The sequence below is a fragment of the Anabaena sp. FACHB-83 genome (assembly GCF_014697485.1).
In the GTDB taxonomy this organism is placed as follows: domain Bacteria; phylum Cyanobacteriota; class Cyanobacteriia; order Cyanobacteriales; family Nostocaceae; genus Nostoc_B.
In genome coordinates this window covers 118,317-134,126 of sequence record NZ_JACJRY010000017.1, presented here as the reverse complement: position 1 = coordinate 134,126, position 15,810 = coordinate 118,317, and the positions used below count along the sequence as shown (strand labels likewise).

The following is a 15,810-nucleotide window of genomic DNA, read 5'->3' as shown; positions in this document are numbered from 1 at the left end:
GCTCTCAAATATAGCTACCAACTTGGTTGGAATGATTGATAAATCTAGATTCCAATCTAAGAGCCAAAATTTGGTATGAGAGCCGACTACCTTATAAATCCAGTCTTTCATCATTTTAGCGAGATCAGGAATGACACCATTGACAGCACAACTAGTATCGCCCGCAGTTCAAAAATCTTCGGAAATTGAAGTTAAAGAAGAGGTACCTTTGGGTGCGAAAGCTTACGAAACCGTTAGCCCAGTGATTTTAGCCCAACCAATTCACAAGTCTAACGGCAAAGCAACTCTTGCTAACTTCAATAGACGCACTCATCAGCCAGTTTCCAAGGTTGTCTATAACGTTGTCCACGCAGTTCCCGGAAGAATGCGGTTGCGTATCCCACAGTTGCGTGATAACACCGCATACATGCAGCGTCTACAAACTTTGTTGGAAGTTGATCCCCTGATTACCAGCGTCAGAATTAAACCTGCGGCGGCCTCGTTAGTTGTGACTTATAAAGCAAGTCAAGTCAACGATGCCAAAATGCGATCGCGTCTGAGTTGTCTGATTATGACAGCTAATGATGCCAATGTTGTGCTGTTGGATCAGAAAAAGCCTCTAAATCAGAAATCCCAAGAGGATGCAGAAGAAGGCACTTGGCCAGGTTTGCAACTGTCGATGGTAGCCACTGGACTAGCAGTATTAGGTGGGCCGTTGGGGCTATCTGTACCGCCAGTCATGGTGGCTGGAACCATTGCTTTAGCAACATTACCTGTATTTCAACGAGCCATCGTTGGATTAGTAATGCAGCGAAGACTGACAATTGATGTCTTGGACTTCTTGGCAATTGTGATTACTACAGTCCAAGGTCAATTCCTGACACCTGCATTGATGCTGAGTTTAATTGAAATTGGCGAAAATATCCGCGATCGCACTGCCCGTTCTTCTAAAATGCAGACATTAGACTTGCTCAATTCTTTAGGGCAATTTGTCTGGGTAGAACGTGGTGGTGAAAAGATACAAGTCTCTATCAAAGAAGTCAAGAGTGGTGACACGGTAATTGTCTATCCTGGTGAACAAGTCCCGGTAGATGGCAGTATTCTGCGGGGTAAAGCCTTACTAGATGAGCAGAAACTCACTGGTGAATCAGTCCCAGTCTTAAAAACTCAAGGACAACCTGTATTTGCTTCCACATTGGTAAGAGAAGGCAGTATCTATATCTTGGCAGAACGGGTAGGTAACGATACCCGCGCCGGACAAAGCATCAAACTCATGGAAGAAGCCCCCGTCCATGACACAAGGATGGAAAACTGCGCCATTAAAATTGCCGAAAAAGCAGTCCTACCCACCTTATTACTAGGTGCAGGCGTATTTGCAATTACTCGTAACGCCGCCAGAGCCGCCAGCGTCCTCACCCTGGATTTTGCTACGGGGATCAGAGTCTCTGTGCCGACAACAGTCTTGGCAGCTTTGACTTATGCCGCCCGCCACGGTATTCTCATCCGTAGTGGTCGCGCCTTAGAACAACTGGCAGAAGTTGATACCATCGTTTTTGATAAGACCGGTACTTTAACTAAGGGCGAAGTTGCGGTTATTGGTGTTGACAGTTTCAATCCTGAAGTTGACAGTGATAGAGTTTTAGCGATCGCCGCCGCCGCCGAGCAACGGTTAACACATCCAGTTGCGGAGGCTGTCATTCGTTATGCCGAAGCTCAAAAAGTTGTGATTCCTAGCCGTAGCAAGTGGAATTACAAACTTGGTTTAGGTGTGGAAGCAGAAATTTATGGCGAGGCTGTATATGTTGGTAGCGAACGCTTCTTGCGTCAACAAGGCGTAAACATGGAAGCCCTCAACAACGTTAACCGCGTTAATTCTGTGATTTATGTGGCGAGTAATGGGCAACTTCTCGGTAGAATAAGATATAGTGATATTCTGCGTCCTGAAACACGAGAAGTAATTAACCACCTGTTGAGAGTCGAAGGTGTAGAAGTTCACATGCTCACCGGCGACAACCAACGCACAGCTAAAGCCGTAGCGGCAGAACTCGGAATTGCCCCAGCCAATACCCACGCAGAAGCATTCCCCGAACAAAAAGCCGCCGTTGTCCGTGAACTGCACGAACAAGGTAAAACAGTTGCCTTTGTGGGAGATGGAATTAACGACTCCCCAGCTTTAGCATTTGCCGATGTTTCTATATCTTTTGCTCACGGTTCCGAAATTGCTCGTGAGACAGCAGACGTAGTGCTGATGGAAAACGACTTACGTGGAATTTTAGAAGCGATCGCCCTAGCACGCAACGCCAAAAAACTCATTCGCCAAAACACAAGTATTGTTGCTATTCCTAATATTGCCGCAATGGCGATCGCAGTGCTATTTGGACTAAACCCCCTAGGTGCAACGGTAGTTAACAATGGTTCAACAATCGTTGCAGGCGTTAACGGCTTGCGTCCAATTCTTAAAAATTCCCCAAAGAAAGCTCTACCATCAGCAAGATGAGATCAGACCTTGGGTAGATTAAGCTAGATAGCTTTCTAACAATTTTTCAATTTAACTGGAGATACTAACTATGCCGAAAATTACTGATTTTGTTGAAGATGCTGGCGCTCCTGGAATTATAGCTGGTATCGGTGCAGTTCTACTCGCACCCGTCCTGATTCCTGTTGTCGCCGGCATTGGTAAACCCATTGCTAAAAGCATCATCAAAGGCGGAATTGTCGCTTACGAAAAAAGCAAAGGCGCATTTGCAGAACTAGGCGAAACCTGGGAAGACATCGTAGCTGAAGCCAAAGCCGAACTCGCTGAAGACAGAGAAACCCCATTATTTGAAGCTGCGGCGACCCCAGTGGACAGCGCATCTGATAATGGTGCATAAGCTAGTAGTTCACCAACCCAATATTGTTGTGTAGACCCAGCAAGGGAGCAGGGGAGCAGGGGAAAATGAAGGTACTCTCTCCCCTGCCCCTCTGCCCCGAAGCCCCTCTGCTGTCCACCACGCAAAGTTCTGTTGGCAGACTACTAGGCTGTGTTTTGGAAAGGATGAAGAATCAAGTTGCAGACTCAATACTTCAAACTTTCCTATTCATCAGATATGGCAGTTCTTAATCGTTACTAAATCAAAAGATCCCCGACTTCTTAAAGAAGTCGGGGATCTGAGCAACATAATTTATCAACCAAATAGGATTCAAAGTATTACTCAGGAGGGTGGATGTGTTTACAAATAATCATGGTAATGTCACTATGATGCCGAAAGTTGTGGAGGCAAATACCTTGAACACGCCATCCCAGCCTATCTCGACCAAAATCATCAGCGATACCCCAGGCAGACTACGCTTAAGAATAGCCCCATCTCATCGCCACACTGGGGAAATGCAACGCATTGTCAAGATGTTGAATGCTCAACCCAACATCAGTCAGGTAAATACTAATATCCAAAATGGTAGTATCGTCATTCATCACGATCGCAACAATGAAAGCTGGCAAAATGTCTTAGCTACACTCAAAGATATTGGCATCATTTTCGCTGATGTTACCACCGGTAGCGAAAGCCACTCCGAAGCAGCAGCTACAGTCGCTAATGCGGTTTTTGACTTAAACGAACAAGTCGAAAAATCCACAAATGGCGTAGTTGATTTACGCTTTATCTTTCCTTTAGCGTTGGGATGTTTATCGGTGAGACAGTTGCTAGTTAAAGGTTTGCAACTAGAAATTATCCCTTGGTATGTTTTGGCATGGTACGCCTTTGATAGTTTCATCAAACTGCATGGAGTCAAAAAACCAGAACCCATCACTGTGTCTGAGAAACAGTAAAAATAAATTGGCGTTGCATAAATGCGGGATGAACTGTTTCACGCAGAGGCGCAAAGGTGCAGAGAAATTGAGGACTTACGCAACTGGCAGATTTTTTCTGTAGGGTGTGTGACGCAACGAGAAGATTTGAACGTAGTTAGATTTATAGCGTCACGCACCAACCGCCAATTGTGACGCTTACGTAAGTCATGAACTTATCTCGGTGGATATCCTAAAGCAGTCGCGTAACCTGATTTTAGTTGCTGATCTGCACCGAGTAGACCTTTCCTCGTTGCCACCTCTTCGCTTATCTTAAATGTCTCAATAATTTCCTTAACTGTCTTAACTGACCTTGTGTTCTGATAAGAACTTTGAAATATTAAAAGCATGAAGTGTATAGGAAGCGCACTTCATACAGCTTCCACCAAAGCATTTATCAAACTAGAAGCTTAAAGCAGGCAACTAACTATTTATGCTGCTGCAATAGTATTCTGTACTGGATTAATGTCTTGTGGCAAATCAATCATAAAAACACAAGGAGGAGTTTTCTATGACTAATATTAAAAGTAGTAAAACCTACGAAAATTTAAAGAACGCTTTTGCTATAGCGTATCTAGAAAATAAATTTTATTTAGATTTTGCTAGAGTTGCTGATGAGGAAGGTCATCCTGACATAGCTGGGATATATAAAGATACCGCAGAGAAGAAAATCAGCCATGCTCTCGGTCATTTAGATTACGTAAAGTCTGTTGGTGCGCCCTTAACTAACTTGCCAACTGGTAGAACTGAGGACAACCTTAAATTTGCTGTAGATGAAGAGACAAGTAACTACACAGAGTTGTATCCTTACTTTGCCAAGATTGCTCGTGAAGAAGGGTTCAACGACATCGCGGAATGGTTCGAGACGGTAGCTAAAGCTACCAGATCAAATGCTGGACGTTTTCAGAAGGGTTTAGACTCACTGAACTTCTAACTTGTATTTGATAGTAACCGTTCAGAGGTGCGCCCCTTTCCAGCATTAATTATCTGTTGAGCGTATGTTTTTTCATACTTTTGCGTAAGTCCTAGAATATAATCATATCCCCAGCTTTTTCAAAAAAGTCGGGGATATTGTCAATTCAGATTATCTATTCCTGCTTGCTGCTTGCAGAGCATTAATAGCTAAACTCACCCCAGCTTTTTCGTTGTTATAAAAATGGTTTTGTGGGTTTTGTAAAATTTGCTGAATTGTTTGCAACTCATCTATGGCATTCAAGTCAGATGCAGTGAAAAAATTCGCTCTGGATTTTTCTTGAAGATTTGTAACTATTCTTACAACTGCTCTAGCAGCTTTGCTACGCACTGTCCAATCTGGGTCTTGCAAACCTTGGATTAAATAAGGCAAAGTTGCACTAGTATCTGTACTGATACTACCAATAGTCTCCAAAGCTAACGCTCTTACTGATGGTTCGCCGTGTTTTAAGGCTCTCCCAAGATTTGGAAGAATAGGAGTAACTTCAGTACTGATGTTATTTAAGTTTTCCGCAGTCACAAGGCGAGTTTGAGGATCATTCGTATTGCTGAGATTGGAAATTAAGCGAGATACGATAAAAGCAGATTTAGTATTTAACTTGACTAAAGATGTCGCTGCACTAAAACGCACCGAAAAGTCAGAATCTTGCAGCGCATCAACCAGATAACTGGAAAACTTAGCAGCTTCAATCACCGTATTTGCGCCATTAGAATCACCAGTATCTTCAGCAACAATATTACCAATAGCTCTGGCTGCACTACTACGGACAAACCAATTTGGGTCTTGCAGAGTCTTGACTAAAGTAGGTAAAGCATCTTTAACTAATAAACCACCTTTTTGAGACAACACTAAAGCTGCACCACTGCGTACTCGCCAATCAGGGTTTACCAAGGCCAGCTTGAGTTTATCTAATGTTTCACTGCTAAACTCTCTGTCGCTAACATTGCCTAAAGCTGTAACAATATTCAGTTGTTCTAATAAATCTTCGTTGCTCAAACCTTGGATTAACTGATCCACTCTCTCACTATTGGGAGTCTGTGCCAAAGTTTGATTACTTATACTACTGACAATTAAAGGTGATACAAAAGTCAACACACTTACGGCTACGCGATGTGCTAACAACCAATTAGGAACTTTAGCCCAGAAGTTGAAATCAATGTGTTTTGCCATAAAAGGTACTTCTGTATACAGGAATGCCATTTTGTCTCCTCAGTATTTTATATTACCACTCAAAATCTTGATGGACAAATACATTTAGGACTTACGCACAAAGTTTGTCTGTGGTGAATGGGTTTAGGGGTGTGGGGTGTATTGGTGTGCAGAAGCCATAAACTCTTCTCCATTCCTAAATAACTTAATTGATGGGAATTTACCTGTAACCTATCTATCACCTGCTCTAACCTTTTTATCAAAGCCATAGAATAGTGATGACAACTGCTTTGAGTCATATCTACCTGTGAAAGCCCCTACTAGCAATTTAGAACCAACTCAGTCGCGTAAGGCAGATCATATCCGTATCTGTTTGGAAGAAGACGTTCAGTGCCGTGAAATTACCAATGGATTGGAAAGTTATCGTTTTAGCCATTGTTGTTTACCAGAAATCGATCGCAACGATATTGATATCAGCACCAATTTTTTAGGCAAGTACCTAGTAGCACCATTACTCATTTCTTCCATGACTGGTGGAACTGAGGAAGCGGGAATCATTAACCGACGTTTAGCGGAAGTCTGTCAGCACTACAAGTTGGCGATGGGTGTCGGTTCTCAACGGGTAGCTGTAGAAAAACCCCAGGTGGTTGATACTTTTGCGATGCGTAAATATGCGCCGGATGTTTTGTTGTTTGCCAATGTGGGTGCTGTGCAACTGAACTATAAGTATGGTTTAGATGAATGTCTGCGAATCATCGATATGCTAGAAGCTGATGCGTTGATTCTGCACATTAATCCTCTGCAAGAGTGCATTCAACCTAGAGGGGATGTGAATTTTCGCGGCTTAATTGACAAAATCGCTAATTTATGTAGTAAGTTAAATGTACCGGTGATTGCGAAAGAGGTAGGTAATGGTATTTCCGGTGCAATGGCGGAAAAATTGATGGCGGCTGGAGTGAGGGCAATTGATGTTGCTGGTGCGGGGGGTACTTCTTGGGCAAAAGTGGAGGGTGAACGGGCAGAAAATGACTTGCAACGCAGGTTAGGCAGAACATTTGCAGATTGGGGCATCCCAACAGCAGAATGTATTACAAGTGTACGCGCGATCGCACCGGATATTCCCTTAATTGCCTCTGGTGGCTTGCGTCATGGCTTAGATGTTGCCAAAGCGATCGCATTAGGTGCAGATATTGCAGGTTTAGCAATGCCTTTTTTGCAAGCGGCGGTAATTTCAGAAACAGCAATTTCAGAGTTAGTAGAAGTTTTAATGGCTGAAATTGTCACAGTGCTATTTTGTACAGGGAATATTAACTTACAACAGTTAAAACATTCTGGCAGTTTACAACGCCTAAAATAAAGTCAGGAGTTAAGCGTCAGAGGTAGGATTTAATACGCAGCCCAATTCCAAAAAGAGTTTAGCTGTTGTAGTCAATCACTCACCATCAGTCCAATAATTCCTGAACGCTAAAAGTCTCCAGAGTTTTCTGGAGAGACAATCTAAAATCTAAAATTGATAGACTAATGACTAATTTTGTTAAACAAACTGCTGCCAGTGTGATTGGTAGCTTACTAGGGTTATTTATTTTCTTTGGGATTGGGACTACAGGACTATTTTTACTCCTATTTGCGATCGCAGCTACTCAAGAGGTGAGTCCAGTAGTCAAAAACAAGTCTGTGTTAGTGTTTGACTTATCTTTGAATATTACCGATCGAGAACCAACTGCGGGTGAAGAATTACAAAGAACATTATCCGGGACTCCAGAAGACAGAATCACACTCCGCAAAGTTCTAGATGCAATTAACCAAGCCAAACAAGATCCAAAAATTGTTGGTATATATATAGATGGTAGTAATAGTTCCGGGGGAAATTTAGGCTTTGCTTCCCTGAAAGAAATTCGCAAAGCTTTAGAAGAATTTCGCGCCGCCGGGAAAAAAGTAGTTGCTTATGGTCAAGATTGGGGTAAAAAAGAATATTATCTCAGTTCTGTGGCTGATACCGTAGTTCTCAATCCCTTGGGTGCAATAGAAATCAATGGTTTGGGTAGCCAACCAATGTTCTTAAGCGGTGCATTGCAAAAGTTTGGTATTGGTGTACAGGTTGTGCGAGTTGGCAAATTTAAAGGCGCTGTTGAACCGTTCATTTTAAACAAACTCAGTCCAGAAAACCGCGAACAAACCCAGAAACTACTGGATGACGTGTGGAGCGAGTGGCGAACTACAGTAGGAACAAGCCGCAAAATTAACCCACAAAAATTGCAAGCGATCGCCGATAATCAAGCCATAGTCGAAGCACCCGCAGCGAAAACCAATGGTTTAGTTGATCAAGTTGCATACCATGATCAAGTAGTTGCAGACTTGAAAAAACTCACCGATAGCGATCAAAATGAGAAAAATTTCCGCCAAGTTGACATTCTAGAATACTCCCAAGTTATTAATAAATCTCTCAAAGCCGAACAAGCATCAAAAAACCAAATTGCTGTAGTCTATGCCGAAGGCGAAATTGTTGATGGTAGCGGTGATAATGAACAAGTAGGTGGCGATCGCTTTGCTAAAATCTTCAACAAAATCCGCCAAGATAAAAATATCAAAGCCGTTGTTTTAAGAATTAATAGTCCTGGTGGTAGCGCCACAGCCGCCGAAATCATGCAACGAGAAATCCGCTTAACCCATGAAGTTAAACCTGTAGTAGTATCTATGGGTGATGTCGCCGCTTCTGGTGGTTATTGGATTGCAAGTGACTCTAGCCGAATTTTTGCCGAACCAAATACAATCACTGGCTCCATCGGTGTATTTGGTATCCTATTCAACGGGCAAAAACTAGCAAATGATAATGGTATCACTTGGGATGTAGTCAAAACAGCCCGCTACGCCGATGCTCAAACTGTGGCTCGTCCCAAATCACCCCAGGAGATAGCACTTTATCAGCGTAGCGTCAACCGAATTTACAGCATATTCCTCGATAAAGTTGCCAAAGGGCGCAAATTACCAGAACAAAAAGTCGCCGAAATTGCTCAAGGTAGAATTTGGTCTGGTGTAGCTGCAAAACAAATTGGTTTGGTAGATGAAATTGGTGGACTGAATGCGGCGGTGAAATACGCAGCCGAAAAAGCCAATTTAGGCAACAATTGGCAGTTAAAAGAATATCCCAAAGAAAATAGCCTCAACGAAATTTTATTTGGTAAAGCTGTGGAAGAAGCCAGCACAGCTTTAAAAATCCAGGGACAACAACAAATCAAAGCCAGCAACCCTCTCACCGCAGAATTCCAAAAACTGCAACAAGAATTAGAGATATTTCAAAGCATGAATGATCCTAATGGGGTTTATGCTCGTTTGCCGTTTAATTTAAAAATCGAGTAAGTAATTGCTATACGGATAAACCAAGTATCTTTGATGTTAAACTGCCATTGGTTGAAGTTTCCAATGTCAATGGACTGACAAAGTTTTTGATGTCTAGCCACAAGCCTTTCGGGTGAAATATCTACCTTATTCCCAGGGAAGCTATACAGAAAGTCTCAGCATTTGCCTGGGTATGACTCATCCTTTCGCAGCGCAGCTTTACAGTTACGCATCTACCCCCAACTATCCTCTATGAAAAATCTCGCTTTACTATCTACTACAGCCTTGACTGTTTCGGGATTGGTTTTCGGTACCATGCAAGCTGTCTCTGCTGCCACTTTAAATTGGGAATGGAGTTATTTTGGTTCTGGTATAACAGCACGCGGTAAATTCATTACTAATGACACTCCTGACAATTTCGGTTTTTACGAGATTTTGGAAATCAGTGGCACCCGTAATAATGAAACAATTACTGGTTTGCAACCTGCGGGGACTCCTATACCTGGCAACGAACCTTTTAACGTGGACAATTTAATTAGTTTGAATAGTCAGCAGTTAACAGGTGACGGTTTTGGTTATTCCACATCATCAGGAAACTATGCTAGTCCGTTTTTTGCTAGTTTTCTGCCCATACCGGGTTATTTAGAGGTTTTTTCAGCACCGCCGTTTGTGTTGGGGTCTTTGGGGACAGAAGATAGTGAATCAGCCGTTGTTTTTTCAGCCAGAATTATCTCTATTCCTGAATATACGTCAATTTTGAGCTTACTTGCTGTTGGCACTCTTGGCCTAGTATCAGCATCTAAACGCCAGCAATCGCTACAATTGACTAAACAGAAACATGCAAAAGCTTCTTGACATACTCCCCACCCTTGAAGAGTGGGGATTCTAGGCTCAAACAGCGATAGCAGGCATAACCCGACTGACATCACCTAACCCAACAGTCGATGCCCCGACTGCACAAATTACCTGAGATGCGTTTTCATCCCTGCCGTTTAATGACTGACAGGACGGACAGCGCCACTCTCTAGTAGACAAATCAAGACTTTCTAAAACATGGCCGCAGCAAGAACAAGTCTTAGTGCTGGGATACCATTGGTCGATGAAAACAACCCTCTTTTTCTTCTTTTTGGCAACCCATTCTAGTATTTGTAGAAACTCTCCCAACGCCAAATCTGAGATTTTCCTTCCCCACAGACGCTGCATTCCTTTGAGGTTTAAGGTTTCAAAACATAGCACATCAAACTTATCAGTTAGTTCATGTGCCAACTTCCAAAACCAATCACGCCGACGATGAGAAATATCTTCATGCTTGCGTACTAAATTTTTTCTAGCTCGTTCTCTGTTAGATGAGCCTTTTAACTTTTTGGAATGCTGTCTACTAGCATTTTTAATAGCGTTTAGGGATTGCTTAAAAAATTGGGGTGACTCAATTTTAGTACCGTCCGAGCAAGTGAGAAATATCTTGAGTCCAAAATCAAACCCCGCTATTCTACCAGTCGTGGACTTGGTTTCTGACTCAACACAATTATCAACCACCACAACCATAAACAACTCACCCAACGGTGTGCGTTTAATGGTTAGGGTTTTGACTGTTCCCTCAATCTCTCTAGACTTCCAAAATTGATATACTCGCTGACCTATTTTTACTCTATTGCCATTTAAAAACTTATAGCCAGCTTGTTTAAGGGTGAATGATTTGTATTTTTTAACTTTCTTAAATCCCGGTGTTCTAACTCCTTTTTTATTATGTTTAAAAAACAATTGATAGGCTTTCTCAATGCGTTGACAAATATCTTGTACTGCTTGAGAGCCTACTGTTTGCCAGAATGGGTTACGCTTTCTTAATTTAGCAATATGAGACTGGAGTTTTGCACAACTCAAATGCTTGCCCCACATTCTGTAGTAGCGTTTGTGTAGGGCAATACAATGATTATAGATTACCCCGGCAGCATTTATCATGCGTTTGAGGTGTCTATTTCTTTTGTGTTGATATAGCTTAAACTTCAGTGTTTTCATATTAATTTTTTACCAAAAATCTAAAGCTAAAAACTCAAATTCTTCTTAAAATTAAGCAAAGTCGCCCTTCAAGGGCGAGGCTTTCAACCCATGTTTTTGGTAATATCGAAATAGAGACGTAGCTATGCTACGTCTCTCAAAAGCTTTATGGTGATGGAAGCTAGTTCTTGCTCCGATGAGGTTCATAGCAAAATGCCCTGGTTTGTCAAAATAGAGTCAGGAAAAGTCGATAAAACCATTTTTGACCAATATATACCTGCCCACAAAGCATTCGTACAGGATTTAATTGCCAAAGGACATCAAGCTAAAACAGGCTATTGGGCAAAAATGGGAGGCGGGATGTTGCTGTTTGAAGCTGCTTCTCTGGATGAGGCTCAAGCTATTATTGCCCTAGACCCCTTGGTTAAAAACGGTTGTGTTGACTATCAGCTTTACGAGTGGAAAATTGTGGTTGAGTAAGAAACACCGACGAACTTTTAGTGTTCAGGACTTACGCACCAATATTGTCTATGAAGATGGGGTGTAAGGGTGTAAGGGTTTGAGATACATACACCCCTATACCCTCACCAAAATCCTTAATTTTTCGTTTTTATGCGTAAGTCCTAGTGTTATTATTTTCTTGAGGCTCGGATCTATGCGACTAAAACACCTAAACCTTGTCAGAACGTGAAAGTAGCAGCAATCAAGGATGCTTGTAGTAGGCGTAGTCTCCGGGCTGACCTGTTTTTGGGTCTGTGTTAACTACCAGCTTGACGAAGAAAAAAATGTGGTTGAGTAGGACACACTTACGAACTTTTAGTGTTATTATTTCATTAGACCTGGATCTATGCGACTGCAACGCCTAAACCTTGTCAGAACCGGAAGGTAGCAGCAATACGGGATGCTTGTAGTAGGCGTAGTCTCCGGGTCGCCCTATTTTTTAGGAGCGATCAGCAGCAATGCCCGGTTTTGGAGATATTGTACAAAAAGCTTTTTACCTCGGTGTTGGGTTGGCTTCTTACGCAGGTGAGAAAGCTGGAGGAAAAGTAGCAGAATTGCGATCGCAAGTCCAAAAACTGGCAGATGAAATGGTAGCGCGGGGCGAAATGAACACAGAAGAAGCCCGCCGCTTCGTTGAGGATATGATGAAGCAAGCGCAACAGCCACAAACACCCACTGCTGATACTACTGAAAAAACAACTCCTTCTGAACCTCGTCGCATCGAAATCCTAGAGGAAGATGAAGAGCCAACTGTAAAAGAGACCTCAACGGAAAATGTGGATGACTTGCGTAGCCAAGTGCTAAAACTGCAAGAAGAATTAAAAAGACTGCAACGCGATTAATAAACGGCAGTTTGTTTTTACCTTCAGCATCAGCAGCAAATAGTACTATAACTCAGATATCACCCAGGAAGTTGATAACATACATTGCCTAGAATGTATTTATGTACTTCAATTGGGGTGGTTGTTAGCATCCTAATTTTATAGCCAGTAAGAGCGTCAATTTTATGGAAGAGTGGCAAAAAGATTTAATGGGAATCGTAGAAACAGTGGCAGAGGAAGTAGAACGCTTCTTTCAAGGAATGAATGATATGGTTGATAGCTTTTTTGACCTCACAGAAGAATTGACTGAGCAAGTACAAAGTAACATTGCCGCCGACGTAGAACAATACTTACAAGAAATATCTGCACCCTTCCTAGAAATTTATTGGGAACTAGAAGATGTAGTTGCAGATGCAGATCCGGGGTTTCCTTACTCAGTGGAACCCACACCAGAACAAAATCCTGCTTGTGTGGGTTGTACTAACTATCATGGTCAAGTTTATGGTGGCAACTTGCTAGTCTGCGCTATGCACCCCCACGGTTGGGATGATCAAAACTGTCCTGACTGGGAACAAGAGTAAAAATAAGGCAAAAGGTAAAAGTCAAAAATCAAAGAATTTTTATCTTAATCAGCTTTTCGCCTATTATTGTTGAGGCGATAGATGACCAAGGATAATTGACCCATGACCCAGGAAGCATCAGAAGTAAAGTATGGTGAACGCAACATTGCGGAAGGTAATTTAATTACCTTTCCCAATCCGCGATTAGGTAGGCGATATGATATCAACATTACCTTGCCGGAATTTACCTGTAAATGTCCGTTTTCTGGCTATCCAGACTTTGCCACAATTTATATTACATACATACCAGATGAACGGGTAGTAGAATTAAAAGCCCTGAAGCTTTACATTAACAGTTATCGCGATCGCTATATCTCCCATGAAGAATCTGCCAATCAAATTTTAGATGACATGGTTGCAGCTTGTGATCCGCTAGAAATTACTGTTAAAGCCGATTTTGCTCCTAGAGGTAACGTCCATACAGTTATTGAAGTCAGACATCAAAAAGCATCAGCGCATTAAATCGCTAATGCTTATACTCAGTTGCAGTTAAAGATAGTAAGTAGGAGTAGGGAGTAGGGAGTGGGGAGTAGGAATACTATTCCTGAAAGCAACTTAGTATTTAATAACACGGAAAATCAAGGGTGTGGGTTAGGGTAAAGAGGTATCAGTGTTTAAAATGCCTACCCCTTTAAACCCATTCTCTACAGACAACCTTTATCCTTAAGTCTTGAACTATGAACGACGGCGGCGACGCAACTTCAGCATTCCCAATGCGCCTAAGCCCAAAATTGGGAGTGTGGCGGAAGGTTCTGGTACAGCAGAGGCTTTGAGATTATCTTTACCAAAGTCAACAACAAAAATTGTGTCGTTGTAATCTTTATCGCCACCATTGCGTAAATCTTCAAAACCCATCATCAGATAATTGCCAATCTTCCAAGCCATTACGTGTTGTAAGCCATCAGGGTTAAGGCTGGCATCTGCACCATAAATATCACCATTTTTTGGTGTGGCGCTGTATCCATCAGATTTGAGTAAGAAATTCAGCTGTGTACCAGCTTTAAAATTACCCAAATCTACAAAATCACCGATATCTAAAACACCATCTTTATCGCCTCTTTCACACTTATTCTTGGTGCTGTCGCAAGAGACATTTTCAAAAATCATACCGTTATTGTATTGTTCACCCCTAACTGATTCATAGGCTAACTGGTTTTTATAAGTAGCGCCTTCATTCAGGAACCAAACACGTACATTGTGCTTTTGTTTCAAAAATAGTTGAGAAAAGTCCACTTGCTGTGCTTGGACTTTATCTGCGGCGATCGCCACACCTTCTTTTTGTACTAAAGCTTGAAACTGGGGAAGTATAGATAAGAAATTTTTGTCTTCTGCTTTATCTGTGACAGAGAGACGCTTCATTGTACTCCAGTCACTAGCCTTTTTGGCGGCTTCTTGTGCCTCTACGGAATACTTAGCTGCATTATCAGCATCTAATTTAGCTTGATTTCTTGCATCTTCAGCATCTTTAACTTGTTTATCAGCACTTGCAGTGACAGTTTGCAGTTGTTGACTAGCTTGATTTCTAGCTTGTTCTGCTGTACCGCGCTTACTTGTAGCATCATTCAGCTTGGTATTTGCAGAATTAAAAGTTTTAGTCGCATCATTCAGCTTGGTATTTGCAGAATTAAAGGCTTTAGTCGCGTCAGTAACAGCTTTTTGTGCTGCACTTTTTTGCGCTGGAGTTGCAGATGAGAGGATGGTGTTCGCATCTGCTAAAGCCTTAGTAGCGGCATCATAGACTGTTTTGGTATCAGTTAAAGTCTTATTGGCTGCATCATACGCTGCTTTGGCTGTAATAAAATCTGCATCTGCTTTTTGAAATGTCTGTTCAGCAGAAGTTAAAACCTTAGCAGCATCTTGTTTAGCTTTTGTTGCAACTTGTGTGGTTTTTGTTAATGCAGCTTCAACTTTTTTGAGAGTATCTGCACTGTCTTTCGCCTTTTGAGCAGCTATGGGAGCTTCCTTGATGGCTTCTTGAATGGTAGTTGTCGCACTCGCTGAAGCTATACCAGAAAGTGAGTAGGTTAAAGTAGCAGCAGCAATCAGTCCAAAGCGGATTCTGTTCATGTTTTTCATAGATATTGATATGCACCTAGTTTTGATTTCTTTTAATCAAGTAATGAAATTTCAATCATTCACTTGCTCACCGTTGGAAAAAACTGGTTGTATGGGAGCTACTTTTTTTCGGGTAACTACTTTGTATCCTATTAAGATTTTTAACGTCGATAGTTAAGAGTTGTTTTTGCTAAGTCTTTATAACGAAATATCAATCAAGCGAACAGATATGAGAATTTGGGGCTGATTGTTATCTGGCAAAAAATTTAGTTATCCAAAACTGGTAAAAACACAGATAATATGAGGAGATAGTTTTGAGGATACGACATTCATCTCAGTAGGGATGAAATTACTATATAAATTCATCGCTATGATAATAAATAAAACTCTATAAACCCAATGACTGTAATACTGGATTTATAAAGTAGGCTTAAAATTTAGGCGTAAATTAGGTTCTCTAACAATCATTTTTGCTAAGATATAAGAGCCAAATTACAAAATATTTCTGATAATTATCTGAATAATAATAAATTTGGGCTATATGAAAGCCTCAAA

14 protein-coding genes and 2 other RNA genes are annotated in these 15,810 nt (G+C 41.6%); 13 read left to right on the top strand and 3 right to left on the bottom strand.

The window, feature by feature from the left end:
* Nucleotides 1-130 precede the first annotated feature (130 nt).
* The 4 genes from H6G79_RS20435 to H6G79_RS20420 all read left to right on the top strand — a co-directional run bounded on the left by H6G79_RS20435 (nucleotide 131) and on the right by H6G79_RS20420 (nucleotide 4,739).
* Nucleotides 131-2,476, top strand: coding sequence for a heavy metal translocating P-type ATPase (locus tag H6G79_RS20435; protein WP_190591427.1), 2,346 nt, complete (start codon nucleotides 131-133; stop codon nucleotides 2,474-2,476).
* Between the two features lie 70 nt (nucleotides 2,477-2,546).
* A complete protein-coding gene (locus tag H6G79_RS20430; protein WP_190591426.1) occupies nucleotides 2,547-2,852 on the top strand; it encodes a DUF5132 domain-containing protein in 306 nt (101 codons plus the stop codon).
* A gap of 335 nt (nucleotides 2,853-3,187) precedes the next feature.
* Nucleotides 3,188-3,787 (top strand): HMA2 domain-containing protein, encoded by a 600-nt coding sequence (locus tag H6G79_RS20425; protein ID WP_190591425.1) that lies wholly within the window; start codon nucleotides 3,188-3,190, stop codon nucleotides 3,785-3,787.
* 529 nt (nucleotides 3,788-4,316) lie between these two features.
* On the top strand, nucleotides 4,317-4,739 hold the full coding sequence (locus tag H6G79_RS20420) for a rubrerythrin family protein (RefSeq protein ID WP_190591424.1): 423 nt from the start codon (nucleotides 4,317-4,319) through the stop codon (nucleotides 4,737-4,739).
* A 150-nt stretch (nucleotides 4,740-4,889) separates the two neighbouring features.
* Here the strand turns inward: H6G79_RS20420 and H6G79_RS20415 are convergent, their stop codons facing one another.
* Nucleotides 4,890-5,978 carry a HEAT repeat domain-containing protein gene (locus H6G79_RS20415; protein WP_190591423.1) on the bottom strand — a complete coding sequence of 363 codons (1,089 nt, stop codon included), beginning with the start codon at nucleotides 5,976-5,978 and terminating at the stop codon, nucleotides 4,890-4,892.
* A 256-nt stretch (nucleotides 5,979-6,234) separates the two neighbouring features.
* Between H6G79_RS20415 and fni the strand changes: the two genes are divergently transcribed.
* The 3 genes from fni (at nucleotide 6,235) to H6G79_RS20400 (ending at nucleotide 10,118) form a co-directional block, all read left to right on the top strand.
* Nucleotides 6,235-7,284 (top strand): type 2 isopentenyl-diphosphate Delta-isomerase, encoded by a 1,050-nt coding sequence (fni, locus tag H6G79_RS20410; protein WP_190591422.1) that lies wholly within the window; start codon nucleotides 6,235-6,237, stop codon nucleotides 7,282-7,284.
* 164 nt (nucleotides 7,285-7,448) lie between these two features.
* A complete protein-coding gene (sppA, locus tag H6G79_RS20405) occupies nucleotides 7,449-9,284 on the top strand; it encodes a signal peptide peptidase SppA (protein WP_190591421.1) in 1,836 nt (611 codons plus the stop codon).
* 231 nt (nucleotides 9,285-9,515) lie between these two features.
* Entirely contained in the window at nucleotides 9,516-10,118 is a 603-nt protein-coding gene (locus H6G79_RS20400; protein WP_190591420.1) for a PEP-CTERM sorting domain-containing protein, read from the top strand.
* Between the two features lie 36 nt (nucleotides 10,119-10,154).
* Here the strand turns inward: H6G79_RS20400 and H6G79_RS20395 are convergent, their stop codons facing one another.
* On the bottom strand, nucleotides 10,155-11,279 hold the full coding sequence (locus H6G79_RS20395; protein WP_190591419.1) for an RNA-guided endonuclease TnpB family protein: 1,125 nt from the start codon (nucleotides 11,277-11,279) through the stop codon (nucleotides 10,155-10,157).
* A gap of 192 nt (nucleotides 11,280-11,471) precedes the next feature.
* Between H6G79_RS20395 and H6G79_RS20390 the strand changes: the two genes are divergently transcribed.
* The 6 genes from H6G79_RS20390 (at nucleotide 11,472) to queF (ending at nucleotide 13,662) form a co-directional block, all read left to right on the top strand.
* Nucleotides 11,472-11,738 (top strand): YciI family protein, encoded by a 267-nt coding sequence (locus H6G79_RS20390; protein WP_190591418.1) that lies wholly within the window; start codon nucleotides 11,472-11,474, stop codon nucleotides 11,736-11,738.
* 164 nt (nucleotides 11,739-11,902) lie between these two features.
* An RNA gene (gene ffs / locus H6G79_RS20385) (signal recognition particle sRNA small type) lies at nucleotides 11,903-11,999 on the top strand.
* A gap of 95 nt (nucleotides 12,000-12,094) precedes the next feature.
* An RNA gene (gene ffs / locus H6G79_RS20380) (signal recognition particle sRNA small type) lies at nucleotides 12,095-12,191 on the top strand.
* Nucleotides 12,192-12,217: 26 nt separating this feature from the next.
* Nucleotides 12,218-12,601, top strand: coding sequence for a phasin family protein (locus tag H6G79_RS20375; RefSeq protein WP_190591417.1), 384 nt, complete (start codon nucleotides 12,218-12,220; stop codon nucleotides 12,599-12,601).
* Nucleotides 12,602-12,765: 164 nt separating this feature from the next.
* Nucleotides 12,766-13,161: a hypothetical protein gene (locus tag H6G79_RS20370; RefSeq protein ID WP_190591416.1), complete on the top strand. Its 396-nt coding sequence runs from the start codon at nucleotides 12,766-12,768 to the stop codon at nucleotides 13,159-13,161.
* A gap of 102 nt (nucleotides 13,162-13,263) precedes the next feature.
* A complete protein-coding gene (gene queF / locus H6G79_RS20365) occupies nucleotides 13,264-13,662 on the top strand; it encodes a preQ(1) synthase (RefSeq protein WP_190591415.1) in 399 nt (132 codons plus the stop codon).
* A gap of 213 nt (nucleotides 13,663-13,875) precedes the next feature.
* On the opposite strand, the gene H6G79_RS20360 is transcribed toward queF, so the two are convergent.
* The gene (locus H6G79_RS20360) at nucleotides 13,876-15,267 is read right to left on the bottom strand and encodes a DUF4114 domain-containing protein (RefSeq protein WP_242048473.1); all 1,392 of its coding nucleotides are present in this window, start codon (nucleotides 15,265-15,267) and stop codon (nucleotides 13,876-13,878) included.
* Nucleotides 15,268-15,810: the final 543 nt, after the last annotated feature.

Coding starts and splice junctions, on each gene's coding strand:
- H6G79_RS20435 (WP_190591427.1), top strand. CDS start 131: ATGACACCATTGACAGCACAACTAGTATCGCCCGCAGTTCAAAAATCT.
- H6G79_RS20430 (WP_190591426.1), top strand. CDS start 2,547: ATGCCGAAAATTACTGATTTTGTTGAAGATGCTGGCGCTCCTGGAATT.
- H6G79_RS20420 (WP_190591424.1), top strand. CDS start 4,317: ATGACTAATATTAAAAGTAGTAAAACCTACGAAAATTTAAAGAACGCT.
- H6G79_RS20415 (WP_190591423.1), bottom strand. CDS start 5,978: ATGGCATTCCTGTATACAGAAGTACCTTTTATGGCAAAACACATTGAT.
- sppA (WP_190591421.1), top strand. CDS start 7,449: ATGACTAATTTTGTTAAACAAACTGCTGCCAGTGTGATTGGTAGCTTA.
- H6G79_RS20400 (WP_190591420.1), top strand. CDS start 9,516: ATGAAAAATCTCGCTTTACTATCTACTACAGCCTTGACTGTTTCGGGA.
- H6G79_RS20395 (WP_190591419.1), bottom strand. CDS start 11,279: ATGAAAACACTGAAGTTTAAGCTATATCAACACAAAAGAAATAGACAC.
- H6G79_RS20390 (WP_190591418.1), top strand. CDS start 11,472: ATGCCCTGGTTTGTCAAAATAGAGTCAGGAAAAGTCGATAAAACCATT.
- H6G79_RS20375 (WP_190591417.1), top strand. CDS start 12,218: ATGCCCGGTTTTGGAGATATTGTACAAAAAGCTTTTTACCTCGGTGTT.
- H6G79_RS20370 (WP_190591416.1), top strand. CDS start 12,766: ATGGAAGAGTGGCAAAAAGATTTAATGGGAATCGTAGAAACAGTGGCA.
- queF (WP_190591415.1), top strand. CDS start 13,264: ATGACCCAGGAAGCATCAGAAGTAAAGTATGGTGAACGCAACATTGCG.
- H6G79_RS20360 (WP_242048473.1), bottom strand. CDS start 15,267: ATGAACAGAATCCGCTTTGGACTGATTGCTGCTGCTACTTTAACCTAC.